This is a genomic window from Arcobacter sp. YIC-80 (assembly GCF_044841725.1).
Taxonomy (GTDB): domain Bacteria; phylum Campylobacterota; class Campylobacteria; order Campylobacterales; family Arcobacteraceae; genus Arcobacter_B.
Map to the genome: position 1 here is coordinate 1 of NZ_JBJBSI010000007.1, position 16,567 is coordinate 16,567.

Consider the following 16,567-nt stretch of genomic DNA (forward strand, 5'->3'; position numbering starts at 1 on the left):
TAGTACAGAAAGATAAAGAGGAGACGATACAAGAGAATTCAAATTTAACAGTAGGGAAAGATTTAAATGAGAATGTAAAGTATAATCATATTTCGACGATACAGAAAGAAAAACTTACTTCTGTTTTAGAAGATTATACCCAGACTCTAAATAAAGACTTTGTAACAATAGTTAAAAACAATAAAAAAGACATAATAGAAACAGATATAAAAACAACAATAAAAAATACACTTCTAGAATATATAGAAGGAGATGTAAGTGATAAATACTTGGAAAGTTTATTTATACAAATAGCAGAAAAAATGGGAGTAGATATAAAAGAAGGCTTTCATATAGACACATCAAATATGTTGTATCAAGCAACAAATGAAATAAACTTTGAAACAACATCAGGAGTTTCTTTGAAATGTGGAGGAAATGTACTTACAATAGATGGAAGTGGTATACACTTCAAAACTCCAAACTATACTCAAAATAGTGGCAATGGTGGGGTTTGTGGAAGTGAAGTAAAATATACAGGGGATATAATAAATCTAAGAGCAGATGATTCTAAAAACTTTTACCTTAATAATATATATGAAGATGACTATATATTAAGAGCTGATACAAGTTTAAAAGACGGGAAAAGTGTTGAAGCTACTTGTTTTATATTAGGAGCTGAAGAGAAAGTATTAGCAAAGGAAAGTAAACAAATAAGTGTTCAAAATTCACAACTAGAAGCAATATTTGACTTAGATGATATTATTTCAAAAAATGAAATAAATGAATCTATAATTAAAGAAATAAAAGGAAAATTTAAATGGGAGAGTTAGAAGTAAAACAAGGTTATTCTCCATAAAGAAGAGTAGTAAAAATATGTATTGATTTACCAGAATATGATACATATAAAATAAGGTTTGAAAAAGAGGATAAAACTAATAAAAAAAGAGTAGGAATAAAATGTAATAATGAATACTATTCATCTACATATAAATTTAAAGCAAAAGAGCCATATTTACTTGAAATAGATAGTGGATTTATTGGGAATATATGTATAGAAACGGAAGGAAAAAATACTCTAAGGTTTCCTGTTTTAGATAAAAGTAAAGATGAAATAACTCTTGCTTTAGTTCAACCCAAACAGCCAATAGTTATTGATAAAGATAATATACAAAAAGAGGAAGAAAAATTTACAAAAGAGGATAATCTTACATTCTTTCAAACAACAAATGAATATTTTAAAACCTTAGGAAGTGAGGTATATACTATAACAGATGATATGAAAGAACAATTTATAATACTCTTTAAAGAAAATAGAAATGTAATATATGGAGTAATAGGCGATGTTTCACAAGAGTTTTCTTCTCTCAAAGATGGGATATGGAAAGATATTAAAGGATTAAAGTTTTATATTAAAGAAATAAAAGGTAAGTCTTATGTTATACTTAAAGGTTTTTCAGGACTAAGAGAAACATTAAAAGGTACAAAATATCTTTTAACAAATCCACAAGTCGGAGCTTTTGCAGTAACAGCTAAAGATATAGTATCTTACAGTTCAATAGTAAATGGAACAAAAATAACTGTTTTAATAAGTTCAGCATTTTCATTGATAGATTATTTTACTACAAAAGATGGTAAAGCTGATTTTACAGACATTGCAGTTAATCTTTTAACAGGTATTGGTAAAGCTTTGATTGCTTATTGGGTTGGGACGTTAGCTGTAGCAGGTATTTTATTCTTATTTGGAACTACAATATTACCCGCTTTGGCAGTTTTTGCAATGGGTGCTACAGTTTCAGTTTTTGCAGGTGCAGGATTAAACATAGCAGATGATGAATATGGCTGGACAACATCTTCACAGAAAAAGATAAATGAAATTCAATCTTCATTTAAATTTAAAATTGAGACAGTAGAAGAGGGACCAAAAGAATCTCTTGAAGAATTTTTAGATTATTTATATAGAGGCTTCGACTATTTTATTTATACAGGAGGTTATAGTGTTCCTTATTCTAAACCTTATTAAAAATGATTATAGGTATTTTTAATGGAAAAATTTGAAAAAGTATTAAGTTTATTTATTAAAAATCCATATACTAATATTAAGTTAAGTAGAAAACTTATTACTAATGCAGTAAAAGTACAATATGGCAATTTTTTTGTTTTACCATTGTTTATAATTTTTATTTCTGTTTTTTGTATTTCTATAATCCTTTTTAAAATTAAATCTAATATAAATTTTAATCAATTTATTTTTATATATTATATATATTGTGTTTATTTAACTTTAATACCATTTATAAGTATTTTATCTTTTAAGAATACTTATAATATAAGGTTCAAAACATTATCCTATTTATTCTTTTCCTCAATTAATCAACATTTGTCAATTTTAGGTATAATTTCTATTGCTCCAATTTCTTTATTTATCATTAATAATATTCAAGTAACAACAATCTATGCTTACTATATGTCATTTATCATTATTATTTGTTATTATTATCATTATTATTACTATAGATGGAAAAAATATATTTTAGAAAAGCACTATACAAAAATAAAAAAAAGATTAGAAATTAATAATTATTATTTTAACATTGATGATAAGTTATTTCAATATGATTTAAAAGAAGATGAAAAAAACAAACCAGAACTAACAAAAATAGCTGAAAAGGTTGTAAGCTTTATGATGAGATTTGGTTTTACACTTCCAGTATTGGCAGCACTTGCTTCAAGTGGTACAGGAGGAAATGGGATGATATATTTTGCAATATATTTAATGTTTTTTATTATCCCAGAAATTATGAAATTAATAACAAAGCAATCTGCATTATATTCTATATTTAAACAAATCGAAAAAGAAGAAGGTATGACTATTTATAATGGCAGATTAAAAATAGATAATAATGAAAAAAATAAAATATAAACAAAAAACAATAACATCAACATACTTAAGAGTATCAAATATGCAATCAGTTAATAGTTATAATAGTCAATTTATGGCAAGAGAAAATCAAGAAGTAATATTGTTGGGTTTATAAATGGAGTTTCATACTATTATCATTAGGTGTTTTTAAATTAGATATCAAAGATATAAAAATATCGTAGCTATGAGTAATAGTATTTATTTTATAGATGAAAGCATAGGCTCATTTAGAGAGTTATTTTTTAAGATTTAAAACACATCTAAACGTAGCTATTCTAACATTTGATATAAATTTATGTCTATTAAAAGTCATAGCATCTAAATTCGAGGTATGAACAGAACCTCCTTTTACAAATACCATATTATCTTCTGTAATTTTTAAAAGTTCTTCTATTTTATCTTCTTTTGAAGTATTAGCATTAAAAAAAAGGCTAATAGCTAATAAACCAATTATTCTTTTATAGGCTCACCCTTTTCTTATATTAGTAATAGTCTTACCACCTATTGCATAGTTATCTGTTGATATTTCATCAATAGTTACAACACAAGTTTTTTCACCTCTTCCAAAAACTTCAACAAAAGCATCTGTTAATTTCTTAGACAATTCTTCTTTTTGTTTTTTTGTTGCTCCATCATCTTCATGAGTCATTTTTACGTTTATTATTGGCATTTTTTCTCCTATTTATTACTTGATTCTAAATCTAAAAGTTTCTTTTTTAATTCTAAGCCACCGGCATAGCCTGTTAGTTTTTTATTTGTTCCAATTATTCTATGACAAGGAACAACTATAGAGAGTGCATTTGCTCCATTTGCATTTGCTACGGCTCTTACTGCTTTTTCATTTCCAATTTTCTTAGCCAAATCCAAATATGAAGAGGTTTGAGCATAAGGAACTTCAACAAGTGCTGTCCAAACTTTTTTTTGAAAATCTGAACCTACAAAAAGTAAGGGTAAATCAAAAGTCTTTCTTTTTTTTTCAAAGTATTCTTTAATCTGAACGATGGCTTTTTCAATAATATCTGTTGATTCAAATACAATGTCAGTCTTTAAATATTTTTTCATTCTATTATCAATCGTATTTCTATTTTTACGATATCTATAGTCTAGTAAACAAATCTTATTATCATAAGAGCCTACTATAAATTCAGTGAAGTTATTTTTAAAATATTGTACAAAAATGCTCATTGACTATTCCTTAGTTTTATTAAACAATAATACCTATAAAAATAATCAAAAGTCAAATGTAAGTTATGTAAAAAAGCTAAGCTTATAGGTTTTAAGCTTAGCTTTTTTATAAAGAATTATTTAATTAATAAAAAGATTTATTTTTTAATAGAGTCTTTAAAATCTTTTAACTTATCATCTTCTTTTTCTTTAATATCTTTAGCTTCTTGTTTTTTTTCTTCCATTTGTTTTTTAACTTTAACTTTTACAATTTGTTGCTCATTATTCATTTTTTCATTTACTTCAAGTGCAACTAAACTTGTAAGACCTACTAATACTAAAGCTAAACTTTTTACGATAATTTTCATTTTTAATTTCTCCTATTTTTTAATGTGATGAAAGTATATACAAGAAGTGTTAGTTAAGTGTAAGTTTGATTTTAATTTGATGTTTAATATGTTTTCTATTATAATTTTCATCTTTTCAACAATATTATAAAGTATATCAAGAGGTACAAATGTCAAATATTTTCAAGATTTTTTTTAGCATAATTTTTATCTTTGTGTTCACGGGATGTTTAAATAAAGAAGTAACTATACAAAATAAAGAAACTACAAAAAAAACAATCGAAGAAAAGAAAGTAGAAAAAAGTAAATCTATTATAAAAATAAAAAAGCCCACGTACAAATATTGTAATAAACACAGAAAAAATATGCTTTATGCTAAAAACTATATTTTAAATGAGTTTGAAAAAGCATACTTTAGTAAAAAAGATATAATAGGTGCAAAAGCACAACTTTTTTTAGTACAAAGTAATTCACCCTCTGTTTTTGCCAAAAATATAAATGCTGCAATAAAAGCTTATGATAAAAACTATACTACAGCAAAAAAGAATGAATGCAATTTAAAAAAATACAAGACTCATCCAATTTCAAGCATAAAATCAAAAATAAAAAGCCTTGAAGGAGAACTAAAAAGATGAAAAAAAATTTAATCTTTATACTTTTATTTTTCATAAGTACAAGCTCTTTTTCTCAGACAACACAGATTGATAATTTACTTCTAAAAATCAATCAAACAAAAAACCCTATTGAAAAAAAAGAGCTAATTAATCAACTCAAATTAGAATTAGCAAACAAAAATAAAAAAGCCCAAGAAGAATCAAATGCAATTATAAAAGCAAAAAGTAAACTTCCTTCTAAAGCTTTTAAAATAGAGAATTAAAGTAAGAAAAATGAATAATAAACTAAAAATTCTCTTACTTGAAGATGATAATGTTCTTGCTTGTAGTATGGTAGATTTACTTGAAGAAGAAAATTATGAAGTAACATTAGTAAGTGATGGAGAAGAAGTTCTTGAAGCAACTTATGATTCAAAATATGATTTATATCTTTTTGATATAAATGTACCCTTACTAAATGGAAAAGAGACTTTAAAACTTCTAAGAGATGCACAAGATAATACTCCTACATTTTTTATAACAGCATTAATTGATACAAAGTCAACACTTGAAGGCTTTGATTGTGGTTGTGATGATTATATAAAAAAGCCCTTTGATCCTGATGAACTTTTAGCAAGAGTTAAAGCTACTTTAAAAAGAAGAAATCCAACAATTTCTTATGGAAATATAAGTTTTGATTTACTTGAAAATAGAGTTTTTCAAGATAAAAAAGAAGTTACTTTAGGAAATGTAGAAAAAGATGTTTTTGCACTTTTAATAAGAAACATAGGTATAACTGTAAATAAAGATAGTTTTTTTGAATATATGAATAAACCATCAAGTACAGCCCTTAGAGTTTTGATAAGTAAGCTAAAAAAAACATTTGATTTAAATATTACAAATATAAAAGGTATAGGATATAAACTTGAAGAACTATGAAAAAAAATATCTATTAACAACTACCTTTTTATTTTTTATTCCTCTTATTATTTTTTCAAGTATCGTACTTTATATGTACCATCAAGATAGAATAAATTATATAAAAGAGAATATTTTATATCAAATGAAAGATTATACTTTTGATTTTCAAGGTGATAAATTTTCATTAGATATTGTAGAATATACCAACAAAAAAGAGACTTTTAAACTTTATGATTGTAAAGAAGGGCTTTGTGCATACTTTAAAACCCCATCAAAAAATCCTTATTTGTTAAAAGTGATTTATGATAAAAATAAATATCAAAAAGTTTATGATAACTTTTTAATAAAAATATTTAAATTTAGTATTGTTATTTTTATTTTTATTCTTCTTATATCAATAATCTTTGCTATGTACTCAATACGACCTATGAAAGAAGCTGTAAATTTATTAGAGACATTTTTAAAAGACTTAATTCATGATTTGAATACTCCTGCAACTTCAATTCTTTTAAATACAAAACTTCTAAGAAGAAAAGGTGATTTTAAAGAGATTGAAAGAATAGAATTAAGTGCTAAAACTATTTCATCTTTATATAAAAACTTAGAGTTTATAAATCCCAAACAAATCATAAAAGATGAAGAAATATCAATAAAAGAATTAGTTGATAATAAAATAGAACTTTTAGAAAAACTATATCCAAGAGTAAGTTTTGAAAAAGAACAAAATGATTTAACTATTAAAAGCAATAAAAATGCAGTTGATAGAATCATAGACAATCTTCTTACAAATGCTTGTAAATATAACAAAAAAAATGGAAAAGTAATCATAACTATAAAAGATAATAGCCTTATTATAGAAGATACTGGAGTAGGAATAAAAAATGTAAATAAGGTATTTCAAAGATATTATAAAGAAAATGAAAATGGTCTTGGGATTGGTATGAGTATAGTAAGAAAGCTATGTGATCTCTTAGAAATAACTATTGATATAAAAAGCCAAGTATCAGTGGGAACAAAGATAAGTCTTTTATTCCCTAAATAATCTTATATTCTTTACTTTTTAAAATATGCTCTTCTACTACCCAATTCGCAAAAGGAATAGAAGAGGTAAAAGCTGGACTAACTGCATTTAAAACATGCACAGAGTTTTCATCTGATTCTACAACAAAATCTTGTACTAATTCTAATGTATTTTTATTTAATAACTGCGCTCTAATTCCAGGAGTTGACCAAGAATCAAAACCTTTATGATCCATTTTTTTATTTGTAAGTGCTTGTGCTAAACCTTTTAAGTGAGCAAGTGAGTACTTTCTCATCTCAGTAAAAGCAAGACTTCTAAACCCAAAAGCATTTGTAATAAACAGTTTTGCTTCATAATACAAAATCTGAACAAACTCTTTTAATGAAAAATTATCAAACCCTTTATAGTTCTCCCTCCAAAATGCAGGAATTGCTGTTGGTCCAATCTTAGATTCATTATCTACTGTTAAAGTATAGTGAACTCCTAAGAAAGGATTTTCTAAATTGGGTACAGGATAGATATTTGTTTGAAGTTTAGATTGATTTTTCTTATCTTTTAGATAAATCCCTTTAAATGGAATAATTACATAATCTTTAGAGAAACCAAAATCTCTAGCAATATTATCAGCATATAACCCTGCACAATTTATTACTTTTTTAGCTTGAAAATCCCCATGAGAAGTCGTAACTACATTACTATTAGATGAGATATATTTACAATCTAAGATTAACTCAACTCCCATCTCTTCAATAACTTTAGCAAACTCTTTTGTGACTTCTTTTGGATTTACAGTTGCTGTACTTGGACATAATAAAGCTTTTTTATGGGTTTTAATATTTGGATAAAGTTCAGCTAGTTCTTCTTCATCTAACCAATGAAGTTCAACACCATTTACCTCACCTCTTCTTTTAAGCTCTTTTAATCCCTCAACTTCTTCGTCACTAACAGCAACTACTACTTTTTGACACTCATTGATTTGTAATCCCCTACTTTTAACAAACTCTTTTAAAGCTGCATTTCCCTCTTTTGTAAACTTTGCTTTTAGTGAGTTTGCAGTGTAATAAAATCCTGCATGTAAAACCCCTGAGTTTCGCCCAGAGCTATGAAAGCCAACTTCTTTTTCTTTTTCTATTACTAAGATTTTACTTTGAGGAAATCTCTGCTTTAAATTCTTAGCAATATTTAAACCAATAATTCCAGCCCCAATTATCAAATAATCATACATCTTAAAATCCTAACTCTTCATCTACTAAAATCAATACTATTCTATCTTTCTCATCTGCTTTTATATAAGTAAATTTATTTGCGATATTGTCTTTATTATGTCTTGGTTCCTTTCCCATCTCAATTGCTTTAGAGTTCATTCTATCGATATTCTTGACAGCTGCCACATTCATAACCCTATCAAAGCCCTCTTCCACAGAGTTTACAATCTTGTTTTTTCCTACAATTACCAAAACCTTTTTAGGTCCAAAAATCATAGCAGCAACTCTATTTCCACTACCATCAGCATTTACTAGTTTTCCATCACGTGTTAAAGCATTTGTACCTGTAACATACAAATCAGTTAACATCCCTAGTCTTCTTCTGTTTGTATTCTCTTCCATTGAGATACCTTTTTCATACTGATTATATAAAGTGATATCTTCATTACTTACCAAATAATCCAATAATCCAATCTGACCAACAGAAGTAGAACCTCCAAGACCTACAGAAATACCCTCTTTTATATAAGTCTTCGATATTTCTAAAGCTTCATTTTTATCCTTTGCAGTATGAACTTTATAACCACAATTTTCAAGTGTACTAATTAGCTTTTGCATAAGTTCGCTCCTCTTTTGATAAGATTTTGTGCATTATTATAGAAACAGCAAAGATTCCAAATCCTAAGATATGTGTATTTTGAATCACACCTAAATAACTCTCAAGACCAAATGTACTATCAGGAGTAAGTAAAAGTACAGCTGCAATAGCAAATACAACTCTCTCTAAAATACTCATCTTTTTATCCCAGTATCCTTCCATCACAATAGAGAATGCCATGATACCAATAAGCGCAAATCCAAATACTTCAAATCTCTCAAACCAAGTACCATTAATAAGTGGTGTGAAAGCAAATAGCAATGGAATAATATACATACCCTTACCAACTTTCCAAGAAGTCATACCTGTTGCCATTGGTGGTGTCTTAGCAATTGCAGCTGCTGCAAATGCTGCAAGACACACAGGTGGTGTAAGATTTGAATCTTGTGATAACCAAAAAATTATCAAGTGTGCTGATAGAAGATACATAGTAACCTCAGGGATTTGAATACCTGCATTTACTAAAGCTACCATTTCAGGACTTAACATAAGACCAACTAAAGCAGGAGCAGAAAGTACAGACAATACAACATAAGAAGCAGTTACAGGTAATCCCATACCTAAAATAAGTGAAGCAATAGCAACTAACACGATTGCGATTAAAAGTGAGTTACCAGACCATTCCATGATTAATTGAGAAAATGTAATCCCAATACCAGAAATATTTATAATACCTACGATAATACCAACAGCAATAAGTAAAACACCTGTTACAATCATATTTTGAGAACCAAGTGCTAAAGCTCCTAAAATCTCTTTTATTCCCATTCTTTTATTTTTTGTAAGATATGAAGATAAGATAATAGCAACAATAGCAATACCAGCTGCATAAGTAGGAGTAAACCCATAAATCAACAATCCAACTAAAGTAGAAAGAGGAATAATAAAATGAAAACCTTCTCGCAAAATTGGTAGGATTTTTACATCACTTCGCTCCCCTCTTACATCGTTTTCTTTTGCATGGATATTTATATAAAATGCAATAGAAGCAAAGTATAAAATAGCAGGTAAAATCGATACAGAAATAATAGTAACAAAAGGAATATGTGTCATTTGAGCCATGATGAAAGCCCCTGCACCCATAATAGGAGGCATGATTTGTCCACCAGTACTTGCTGCTGCTTCAACTGCTGCTGCGAACTTGGATTTGAATCCTGCTTTTTGCATCATAGGAATTGTAATTGATCCAGTTGATACGGTATTTGCTACAGCTGAACCTGAAATAGTTCCCATCATTGCAGATGAGATAACTGCAACATGACCAGTTCCACCCGTATATTTACCTGCAACTGCATTTGCCACATCAACGATAAAATCCCCTGCTCCTGATTTTAGTAAGAAAGCAGCGAATAAAATAAACATAAATACATAAGTAGAAGAAATAGTAGCAATTGGACCAAATAAACCTTCATTTGTATAGAACATTCTATATAAAAATCTATCTACAGTCATTCCACCAAAAGCAAACACCCCTTCAAAATGCTGTCCTAGAAATAGCAAATATGCAATACAAAACACGATAATAGCAGGAATTACATAACCAGTTGATTTTCTAACCATCTCAATAGCTAAAACAATTGTCATAGAAGCTACTATTAAATCACTTGTTCTCATTTGACCATTTGCTACAGCATAAAGACTCTCTTCAAAAGCCATCATATAAATAAAAGTAGATAATGATAAAATAGTAAAGATTAGATTTAAAATTGAAACTTGATTTTCATTTTTACTTGCTTCATAAGTTAAAAATCCAAGTGAAGCCAAAAGTGCAAAGTGCGCTGAATTGAACCATAAATCACTTAATCCACCCCAAATATTTATACCAAAATGAAATAATGATATAAAAATTGCGTAAACAAAAGTGATTTCTTTAAAGTATTTTATTTCTATCATCTTTTTTTCCTAAAATATATAAACTACATAAACAATTTATAATTACTTATATAATCCATACACCAAAAGAAGAAGCCTTCTTTTAGTATGTCTGTTTTTTAAAATTATTTTGCTATTAAAGTAGCTGGGATTTTAATACCTTGTTCTTTATAAAATCTTGCTGCACCTGGATGTAGAGGCATAGGAAGACCTGAAATTGCTTTATCTAAACTCATAGCTTTTGTAGCTTTATGAACACTATTTAAAAATGGTAAGTTTTCATAAATCGTTTTAGTTAAAAGATAAACAGTCTCTTCTGGTGTATCTTTTGTAACAACTAATAAGTTTGGTTGTGCGATTGTATTGATATCTTTTGTTTGACCTGGGTATGTTCCAGCTTTGATAGTAAATGGAGTCCATACAGGATAGTTGTCGTTGATTTTCTTTAAATCTTTTTCATTGAAATCTAAAACTCTAATTTTATCATTTCCAATAGAAGCAAATGCATTAGTAACTGCTGATGTTGGAGGTCCTGATGGAGTGTTCATACCATCGATTTTACCATCTTGAAGAGCAGTTGATGAGGGAGTGTATCCTAGATACTGAATATTCATTTTATTAAAGTTAATTCCTAATGAACTCATAATAGTTTCTGCTGAAACCCTTGAACCAGAACTTCTTCCACCAATTGAAAATCTTTCACCATAAAGATTTTTTAAGTCATTGATATTTCCTGTTTTAGCAAACTCTTTTCTTATAGTAAACTGCTCAACATTTTGCCATAACATAGTAATAGATCTTAAGTTTTTCTTAGGTTGACCATCATACTTAGCTTTACCTTGCCATGCCATAGAACCAAAAAGTCCTTGTAAAATAGCAAAATTTACTTCACCTTTTTGAAGCATATCAACATTTTCACCACTTCCAGCAGATGTAATAGCTGAAAAAGTAGTTTTATGTTTTTTTGCTAATTTAAGTGAAGCAATAGTAGCAATACCAACACCTACTGGGTAGTAAGTTCCACCTGTACTTGCCGTTGCGATTACATACTTAGACTCTTTTTTTGCTGCATTTGCACCAGTAATCATCGTAGCTGCGATTGCTGATGTAACAAAAAGTTTTTTTAAGATTGATATTTTAGACATCTTATTTCTCCTTAGTTTTTGTACTAGAAGAAGTATAACACATTTTGAAACAAAATTGTTTCAAAATTGTTTCAAATTTATAAATTTGTTTTCAAGACACCTATTTTAGGGGTTTTTATAATATTTTATATATAAAACAACTGTTCCTTTTGAAACTTTATAGAATCAACATCTACTTAATAAACAAGAATATATAATATTTTAAAATATAAAATTATTACATTTTGTCATGAAAACAGTATTTCTAAAATTTAAATGATAAAATGACTTGACAATAAAAATATAATAAAGGAGCTAAAAATGACTCTTGATAAATTTGAAAAAGATATTTTACAAAGTGTTGAAAATGGAGAATGGGAAAGTAAAAACAACAAAGAGGATAAATTAAAAGAGCTACAGTCATATATAAAAAATCAAAAGAAAAAAGCAATCTCTATAAGAATAAATGAAAATGATATTTATGAACTAAAAAAGAAAGCTTTAGAAAACTCTATCCCCTATCAAACACTAATTCAGATGCTTATACATCAGTTCGCTTCTAATAAAATCAAACTTGATTTTTAAAGGTAAAAAGTGCTAAAGAAAAATATTGTAATTGGTGGTTTTAGTAAAGAGCAAAGAGAAAAAGAATTAGAAAAAAGAAAAATAAAATTAGTAAAGAAAGGTTATAAGTTTCTAAAATATAAAGAAAATGGAGCTTTAAAATCTGTAGCAGTGTTTGAAGTAGATGAAACAATTCTTAGAAAAGAAAAGTCTATGTAGTTTATTGTAATGGGGTGTAGGATTTTTGATTATTGCTGCGATTTTGCAGTTTAAGTAAAATTTTTAAATACATAATTCATTAACTTCTTCATAGAGAGAAAAAATTAAAAACATATAAAATTAATTTAGATTATTTCTAATATATTTAAGTAGTAAATGGAGAATATTATGACAAATAAAGAGATTATTTAGAGTTTTGTGTCAGCAACTGATAGTCCTAGAATTCTGGCATACTTAATATTACTTAGTCAAATTTGTGCCAAATATTACAGGTTGTTGAACTTGTTTTTATAGTTCATCTTTAGAACAAGTTTTACACACTGTTGTACCCCCATATATTTAACATTTTGCAGGTTTATCACGATATCACCATAATATACATACACAATGTACTATTATCATCTAAATATCGATATTAAACATACATAGAAACTATATCAAAAAGTTAAAATTACTTAAAAAATATTTATACTTACAGTAATTTTTACTAAAAGTTTTACATTTACCTTAATTAAGGTCTTTGTAGATGTTTCAATATATAACATTTTAGTGTATGTTATTTGTTGATTCTCAGGCTATTTTGCATATAATGCGTGATTAATAAATAGTTGTGCAAATAAAAGGATAAAAATGAATTTAAAAAGCGATGAAAGTCCAGTAGCAATAATTAGCAAGTGTATTGCTATATCAAATAACAATGAAGATCCCTTAGCAAAATTATCAGAAGCTATTTCTTTTCATTTAAATTTACCAAAATATCAAAATATATTAGAATTATTACAAAATACAACAAAAATATCTGACAGAAGTTTTTTAGCGATATGTTTGTTGAGATTTTATAAAAATCATGAAAATATTATTGATCAAAATTCAACTCTTAAAATAGAAATGGTCAAACTCTTTGATGACATATTTGCAAATGAAATATATAAGAAACTCAAAATAAATAATAAAACACAAACGTATGAAAAACTAGCACAACTAGTAGAGTTTATTGAAAAAGCAGAATCAATAAAATTAAATATAGATAGCTTACAAAAGTTAAAAAAATTCAAGCAAGATTTTTATAAATATTTTAATGGGCAGTATAAAACAATAATTACACCTTTTTTAGAAAAAAATATTTTTGAAAATGAGATGAGCAATATATTTCTAAGCTTGGAAAACTATCAAAAAAAACCTAATTTAAAAACCTTTCAGGAAATAAAAAATCTTTTAGACACAAACATTGAAATATGTAAAAATATGGATTCAGAATACAATAACATGTATATTTTAAAACCTTTAGAACAAATTTTAAATTTGATTAATAAAGACTTTGATAAAAACCCTGATTCTCAGCCTTCAAAAATTATTATTTCAAGCTCAGGTAAAAGATATCCATTATTGTCTCCAATAGGAACGAGGTTTAATTTAATAGTTCAACTTAAAAATATTGAAACAGGTAAAGCTTTCAATGCAAAAGTAACACTTACTGGTACATCAAAAAATATTAATCTAATAAGTAAAAAACAACACATTGGAAAACTTGAAGGAAAAAGAACAATTAACTTAGAATTTACAGCTGAAGTTATATCTAATGAAAAACAAATGCATGTTAATGTAGAAGTTGAATGGGAAAACTACAATCAAGAAAAACTATATAAGAAAAAGAAACTATTATTTAGTGCACAAAGAATTGATATAGATTGGAGTGAACTGCAAGAGAAGGATCCTTATTCGATTGAAGCAGTTGATAGCGAAGATGAACTAATAGGTAGAGACGATATCTTAAATGAACTATACAAGGGATTAAAAAAGAAAAAAAATATTAACTCTTTTTATATTCATGGTCAAAAAAGAGTTGGAAAAACATCTATAGCAAAAGCACTAAAATCAAAACTAGAAAAGGAAAAAGAAGAGTTTTCTATTATTTATATAGAAGCTGGCGATAGTGTTGGAACAACTTTTCAAGATACAATTAAAAACCTAGGAAATAAAATCTGCAAACATCTTAAACGAGAGTATAGAAAAGAACTTATTGATATTAAAACACCTAAATTTGATGATTCTATACAGCCAATAGTTGATTTTTTAGATGATGTAAGCTATGAGTTAGAAGATAAAAAAATTGTTTTTATTTTTGATGAATTTGATGAAATATCATCAGAACTTTATAAAAGAAGTTCTATTGGAGATGCATTTTTTTTAACAATTAGAAGTTTAAGTAACAAATCATTTTATAGTTTTATTTTAGTCGGTGGTGAAAAAATTGATTTTATAATTAGCATTCAAGGAGAACAATTAAACAAGTTTGACTCATGTAGAGTTGACTACTTTGATAAAGAACATTGGCAACAATTTAAAGAGTTAGTTCAAAAACCAGTTCAGGATTTTATTGATATTACTGATGAAGCAATTGAAAAGATATACAATGAAACGGCTGGAAATCCTTTTTTTACTAATGTTATCTGTAAAGAAATGTTAGATTTAGCAGTTAATAAAAAAGATACTCATATTACAAATATAGAAGTTGATGAAGCAATTAAAAGATCTCTACAAAAAACTGAAACACAAAGATTCTCTCATTTTTGGGAAGATGGAATTAGAGAAGATAATGACAAAGAAGAAGAAATATCATATAAAAGAAGAAGTGTATTACTGGCTTTGTCAATGCTTCATAAGAATAATAAATCATTAACTCAAATGCATATTAAAGATCAGTTGATTAACGAATTTGATGCAAATGAAGTAGAGAAAATTCTTAAAGAATTTGTTGATAGAAAAATTTTGATAGAAAATAACGATTTATATAAATTCAGAATAAATTTCTTTAAGGATTGGTTACTAAAATATGGAACAGAGAAAATCATTATGACTTTATCTGATGAACAAAAAATTAAGCGTAGAAAACAAGAAGAAAAAGAAGCTAAAATTAATTCTCAAGAAATTAAAGAATTTATAGAAGATTATAAAATTACATATAATGGAAAAATTTTAACAACTGATGATATCAGGGCATATCTTGAACAGTTTGAAAATAATATAAATCAACGAATTATTTTTGATATAGTAAAAAACTGTACATACTATGATATATCAAATGTTAAAATTATTATGAAAAGAATTTTTGATGAAATAAAAAGCTATATTGCTGATGAAAAACTACCAAGCATTACATATTCATCAGGGAAGAAAATAACAAATGTTTTAGTTAGTAATCTTGACAACTTGGGAAAAAGTAGCACACAGTATGCAAAATATTTTGCAGATGAAAATATGATATTACAAAAAAACACTACAGAAACAAATAAAATATTGGAAAAGATTCAAAATGATAATAACATAAAGTTTTTGGTTTTTACTGATGATTTTATAGGTTCGGGGTCTAATATTATAGACAATATAAAAAAAATTAAAACTAACTATCCTGAAGTTTTTACCAAAAATATTTACATTTTTATAGGTGTTATAACTGGTTTTCTTGAAGGTAAAGAAAAAATAGAAAATGCACTTATAAAACTTAAACTTAAAAATATAAAAATTATCATTCACGAACCTTTAACAGAAAACGATAAATGCTTTAGTGACACATCTAAAATTTTTACTAATCCACAAAAAAGAAAAGAAGCTGAAAATTTATGTTGGGAAAAAGGAAAAGAATTAATTAGTAAAAACCCTTTAGGATACGGAAATTGTCAAGCCACAGTAGTCTTCCCAGATACATGTCCAAATAACTGTTTACCTATTTTATGGAAAAGAACAAATACATTTAATCCATTATTTGAAAGAAAAATAACTTAAGTACAACAACCCCCTAGCACCGAACAGATAAACTGTTGGTGAAGTGGACCATTCACAGTAACCTCTAGATTCTGGAACAAAATTAGAAAATCTCACTTACTGGCTTTATAACCTTTTTTTAGAGATATAATTTATTCCCAAAAATGTTCAAGAAGTAGAATTTAGAGAATCTCACAAACTCTAGGACCTTTTGA

The 16,567-nt window shown here is 26.9% G+C and carries 18 protein-coding genes and 1 pseudogene; 11 read left to right on the top strand and 8 right to left on the bottom strand.

Annotated features, from left to right (window positions below; genetic code table 11):
• The 4 genes and pseudogenes from ACH5BK_RS09915 to ACH5BK_RS09930 all read left to right on the top strand — a co-directional run.
• Positions 1-812, top strand: a pseudogene (locus ACH5BK_RS09915) (type VI secretion system tip protein VgrG); the annotation flags it as partial.
• A 446-nt stretch (positions 813-1,258) separates the two neighbouring features.
• Positions 1,259-2,002, top strand: a complete 744-nt coding sequence (locus tag ACH5BK_RS09920) for a hypothetical protein (RefSeq protein ID WP_404306924.1) — start codon at positions 1,259-1,261, stop codon at positions 2,000-2,002.
• A gap of 357 nt (positions 2,003-2,359) precedes the next feature.
• Positions 2,360-2,902: a hypothetical protein gene (locus tag ACH5BK_RS09925; protein WP_404306926.1), complete on the top strand. Its 543-nt coding sequence runs from the start codon at positions 2,360-2,362 to the stop codon at positions 2,900-2,902.
• The gene (locus tag ACH5BK_RS09930; RefSeq protein ID WP_404306928.1) at positions 2,883-3,017 is read left to right on the top strand and encodes a hypothetical protein; all 135 of its coding nucleotides are present in this window, start codon (positions 2,883-2,885) and stop codon (positions 3,015-3,017) included. Before ACH5BK_RS09925 ends, ACH5BK_RS09930 begins: the two co-directional genes overlap by 20 nt.
• Positions 3,018-3,137: 120 nt before the next feature.
• Here the strand turns inward: ACH5BK_RS09930 and ACH5BK_RS09935 are convergent, their stop codons facing one another.
• The 4 genes from ACH5BK_RS09935 to ACH5BK_RS09950 all read right to left on the bottom strand — a co-directional run bounded on the left by ACH5BK_RS09935 (position 3,138) and on the right by ACH5BK_RS09950 (position 4,434).
• Positions 3,138-3,263, bottom strand: coding sequence for a hypothetical protein (locus ACH5BK_RS09935; RefSeq protein ID WP_404306930.1), 126 nt, complete (start codon positions 3,261-3,263; stop codon positions 3,138-3,140).
• Positions 3,264-3,368: 105 nt separating this feature from the next.
• Entirely contained in the window at positions 3,369-3,572 is a 204-nt protein-coding gene (locus ACH5BK_RS09940) for a 4-oxalocrotonate tautomerase family protein (protein WP_404306932.1), read from the bottom strand.
• An 8-nt stretch (positions 3,573-3,580) separates the two neighbouring features.
• The gene (locus tag ACH5BK_RS09945) at positions 3,581-4,087 is read right to left on the bottom strand and encodes a methylated-DNA--[protein]-cysteine S-methyltransferase (protein ID WP_404306934.1); all 507 of its coding nucleotides are present in this window, start codon (positions 4,085-4,087) and stop codon (positions 3,581-3,583) included.
• A 137-nt stretch (positions 4,088-4,224) separates the two neighbouring features.
• Positions 4,225-4,434 (bottom strand): hypothetical protein, encoded by a 210-nt coding sequence (locus tag ACH5BK_RS09950; RefSeq protein ID WP_404306936.1) that lies wholly within the window; start codon positions 4,432-4,434, stop codon positions 4,225-4,227.
• Positions 4,435-4,583: 149 nt separating this feature from the next.
• Between ACH5BK_RS09950 and ACH5BK_RS09955 the strand changes: the two genes are divergently transcribed.
• The 4 genes from ACH5BK_RS09955 to ACH5BK_RS09970 are packed head-to-tail and all read left to right on the top strand — an operon-like array spanning position 4,584 to position 6,969.
• Complete coding sequence (locus ACH5BK_RS09955) at positions 4,584-5,048, top strand: hypothetical protein (protein WP_404306938.1); 465 nt, start codon at positions 4,584-4,586, stop codon at positions 5,046-5,048.
• Complete coding sequence (locus tag ACH5BK_RS09960; protein WP_404306940.1) at positions 5,045-5,290, top strand: hypothetical protein; 246 nt, start codon at positions 5,045-5,047, stop codon at positions 5,288-5,290. Before ACH5BK_RS09955 ends, ACH5BK_RS09960 begins: the two co-directional genes overlap by 4 nt.
• Positions 5,291-5,300: 10 nt before the next feature.
• Positions 5,301-5,945, top strand: coding sequence for a response regulator transcription factor (locus tag ACH5BK_RS09965; protein WP_404306942.1), 645 nt, complete (start codon positions 5,301-5,303; stop codon positions 5,943-5,945).
• Positions 5,932-6,969 carry a sensor histidine kinase gene (locus ACH5BK_RS09970; protein ID WP_404306944.1) on the top strand — a complete coding sequence of 346 codons (1,038 nt, stop codon included), beginning with the start codon at positions 5,932-5,934 and terminating at the stop codon, positions 6,967-6,969. Before ACH5BK_RS09965 ends, ACH5BK_RS09970 begins: the two co-directional genes overlap by 14 nt.
• Here ACH5BK_RS09970 and lhgO read toward each other — a convergent pair.
• From lhgO to ACH5BK_RS09990, 4 genes are all read right to left on the bottom strand, one after another.
• A complete protein-coding gene (gene lhgO, locus ACH5BK_RS09975) occupies positions 6,962-8,173 on the bottom strand; it encodes an L-2-hydroxyglutarate oxidase (protein WP_404306946.1) in 1,212 nt (403 codons plus the stop codon). The genes ACH5BK_RS09970 and lhgO overlap by 8 nt on opposite strands.
• A 1-nt stretch (position 8,174) precedes the next feature.
• Entirely contained in the window at positions 8,175-8,771 is a 597-nt protein-coding gene (locus ACH5BK_RS09980; protein ID WP_404306948.1) for a lactate utilization protein, read from the bottom strand.
• Complete coding sequence (locus ACH5BK_RS09985; protein ID WP_404306950.1) at positions 8,755-10,704, bottom strand: TRAP transporter permease; 1,950 nt, start codon at positions 10,702-10,704, stop codon at positions 8,755-8,757. Before ACH5BK_RS09985 ends, ACH5BK_RS09980 begins: the two co-directional genes overlap by 17 nt.
• Positions 10,705-10,808: 104 nt before the next feature.
• Positions 10,809-11,828 (bottom strand): TAXI family TRAP transporter solute-binding subunit, encoded by a 1,020-nt coding sequence (locus ACH5BK_RS09990; protein WP_404306952.1) that lies wholly within the window; start codon positions 11,826-11,828, stop codon positions 10,809-10,811.
• Between the two features lie 300 nt (positions 11,829-12,128).
• Here ACH5BK_RS09990 and ACH5BK_RS09995 point away from each other — a divergent pair, with 300 nt between their 5' ends.
• The 3 genes from ACH5BK_RS09995 to ACH5BK_RS10005 all read left to right on the top strand — a co-directional run bounded on the left by ACH5BK_RS09995 (position 12,129) and on the right by ACH5BK_RS10005 (position 16,373).
• A complete protein-coding gene (locus ACH5BK_RS09995; RefSeq protein WP_404306954.1) occupies positions 12,129-12,392 on the top strand; it encodes a hypothetical protein in 264 nt (87 codons plus the stop codon).
• A 9-nt stretch (positions 12,393-12,401) separates the two neighbouring features.
• The gene (locus tag ACH5BK_RS10000) at positions 12,402-12,590 is read left to right on the top strand and encodes a hypothetical protein (RefSeq protein ID WP_404306955.1); all 189 of its coding nucleotides are present in this window, start codon (positions 12,402-12,404) and stop codon (positions 12,588-12,590) included.
• Between the two features lie 630 nt (positions 12,591-13,220).
• The gene (locus tag ACH5BK_RS10005) at positions 13,221-16,373 is read left to right on the top strand and encodes an AAA family ATPase (protein ID WP_404306957.1); all 3,153 of its coding nucleotides are present in this window, start codon (positions 13,221-13,223) and stop codon (positions 16,371-16,373) included.
• Positions 16,374-16,567: the final 194 nt, after the last annotated feature.

Bases quoted from the DNA above. Each gene is read 5' to 3' on its own strand.
- ACH5BK_RS09920 (WP_404306924.1), top strand. From the start codon at position 1,259: ATGAAAGAACAATTTATAATACTCTTTAAAGAAAATAGAAATGTAATA.
- ACH5BK_RS09930 (WP_404306928.1), top strand. From the start codon at position 2,883: ATGAAAAAAATAAAATATAAACAAAAAACAATAACATCAACATACTTA.
- ACH5BK_RS09935 (WP_404306930.1), bottom strand. From the start codon at position 3,263: ATGGTATTTGTAAAAGGAGGTTCTGTTCATACCTCGAATTTAGATGCT.
- ACH5BK_RS09940 (WP_404306932.1), bottom strand. From the start codon at position 3,572: ATGCCAATAATAAACGTAAAAATGACTCATGAAGATGATGGAGCAACA.
- ACH5BK_RS09945 (WP_404306934.1), bottom strand. From the start codon at position 4,087: ATGAGCATTTTTGTACAATATTTTAAAAATAACTTCACTGAATTTATA.
- ACH5BK_RS09950 (WP_404306936.1), bottom strand. From the start codon at position 4,434: ATGAAAATTATCGTAAAAAGTTTAGCTTTAGTATTAGTAGGTCTTACA.
- ACH5BK_RS09955 (WP_404306938.1), top strand. From the start codon at position 4,584: ATGTCAAATATTTTCAAGATTTTTTTTAGCATAATTTTTATCTTTGTG.
- ACH5BK_RS09960 (WP_404306940.1), top strand. From the start codon at position 5,045: ATGAAAAAAAATTTAATCTTTATACTTTTATTTTTCATAAGTACAAGC.
- ACH5BK_RS09965 (WP_404306942.1), top strand. From the start codon at position 5,301: ATGAATAATAAACTAAAAATTCTCTTACTTGAAGATGATAATGTTCTT.
- lhgO (WP_404306946.1), bottom strand. From the start codon at position 8,173: ATGTATGATTATTTGATAATTGGGGCTGGAATTATTGGTTTAAATATT.
- ACH5BK_RS09980 (WP_404306948.1), bottom strand. From the start codon at position 8,771: ATGCAAAAGCTAATTAGTACACTTGAAAATTGTGGTTATAAAGTTCAT.
- ACH5BK_RS09985 (WP_404306950.1), bottom strand. From the start codon at position 10,704: ATGATAGAAATAAAATACTTTAAAGAAATCACTTTTGTTTACGCAATT.
- ACH5BK_RS09990 (WP_404306952.1), bottom strand. From the start codon at position 11,828: ATGTCTAAAATATCAATCTTAAAAAAACTTTTTGTTACATCAGCAATC.
- ACH5BK_RS09995 (WP_404306954.1), top strand. From the start codon at position 12,129: ATGACTCTTGATAAATTTGAAAAAGATATTTTACAAAGTGTTGAAAAT.
- ACH5BK_RS10005 (WP_404306957.1), top strand. From the start codon at position 13,221: ATGAATTTAAAAAGCGATGAAAGTCCAGTAGCAATAATTAGCAAGTGT.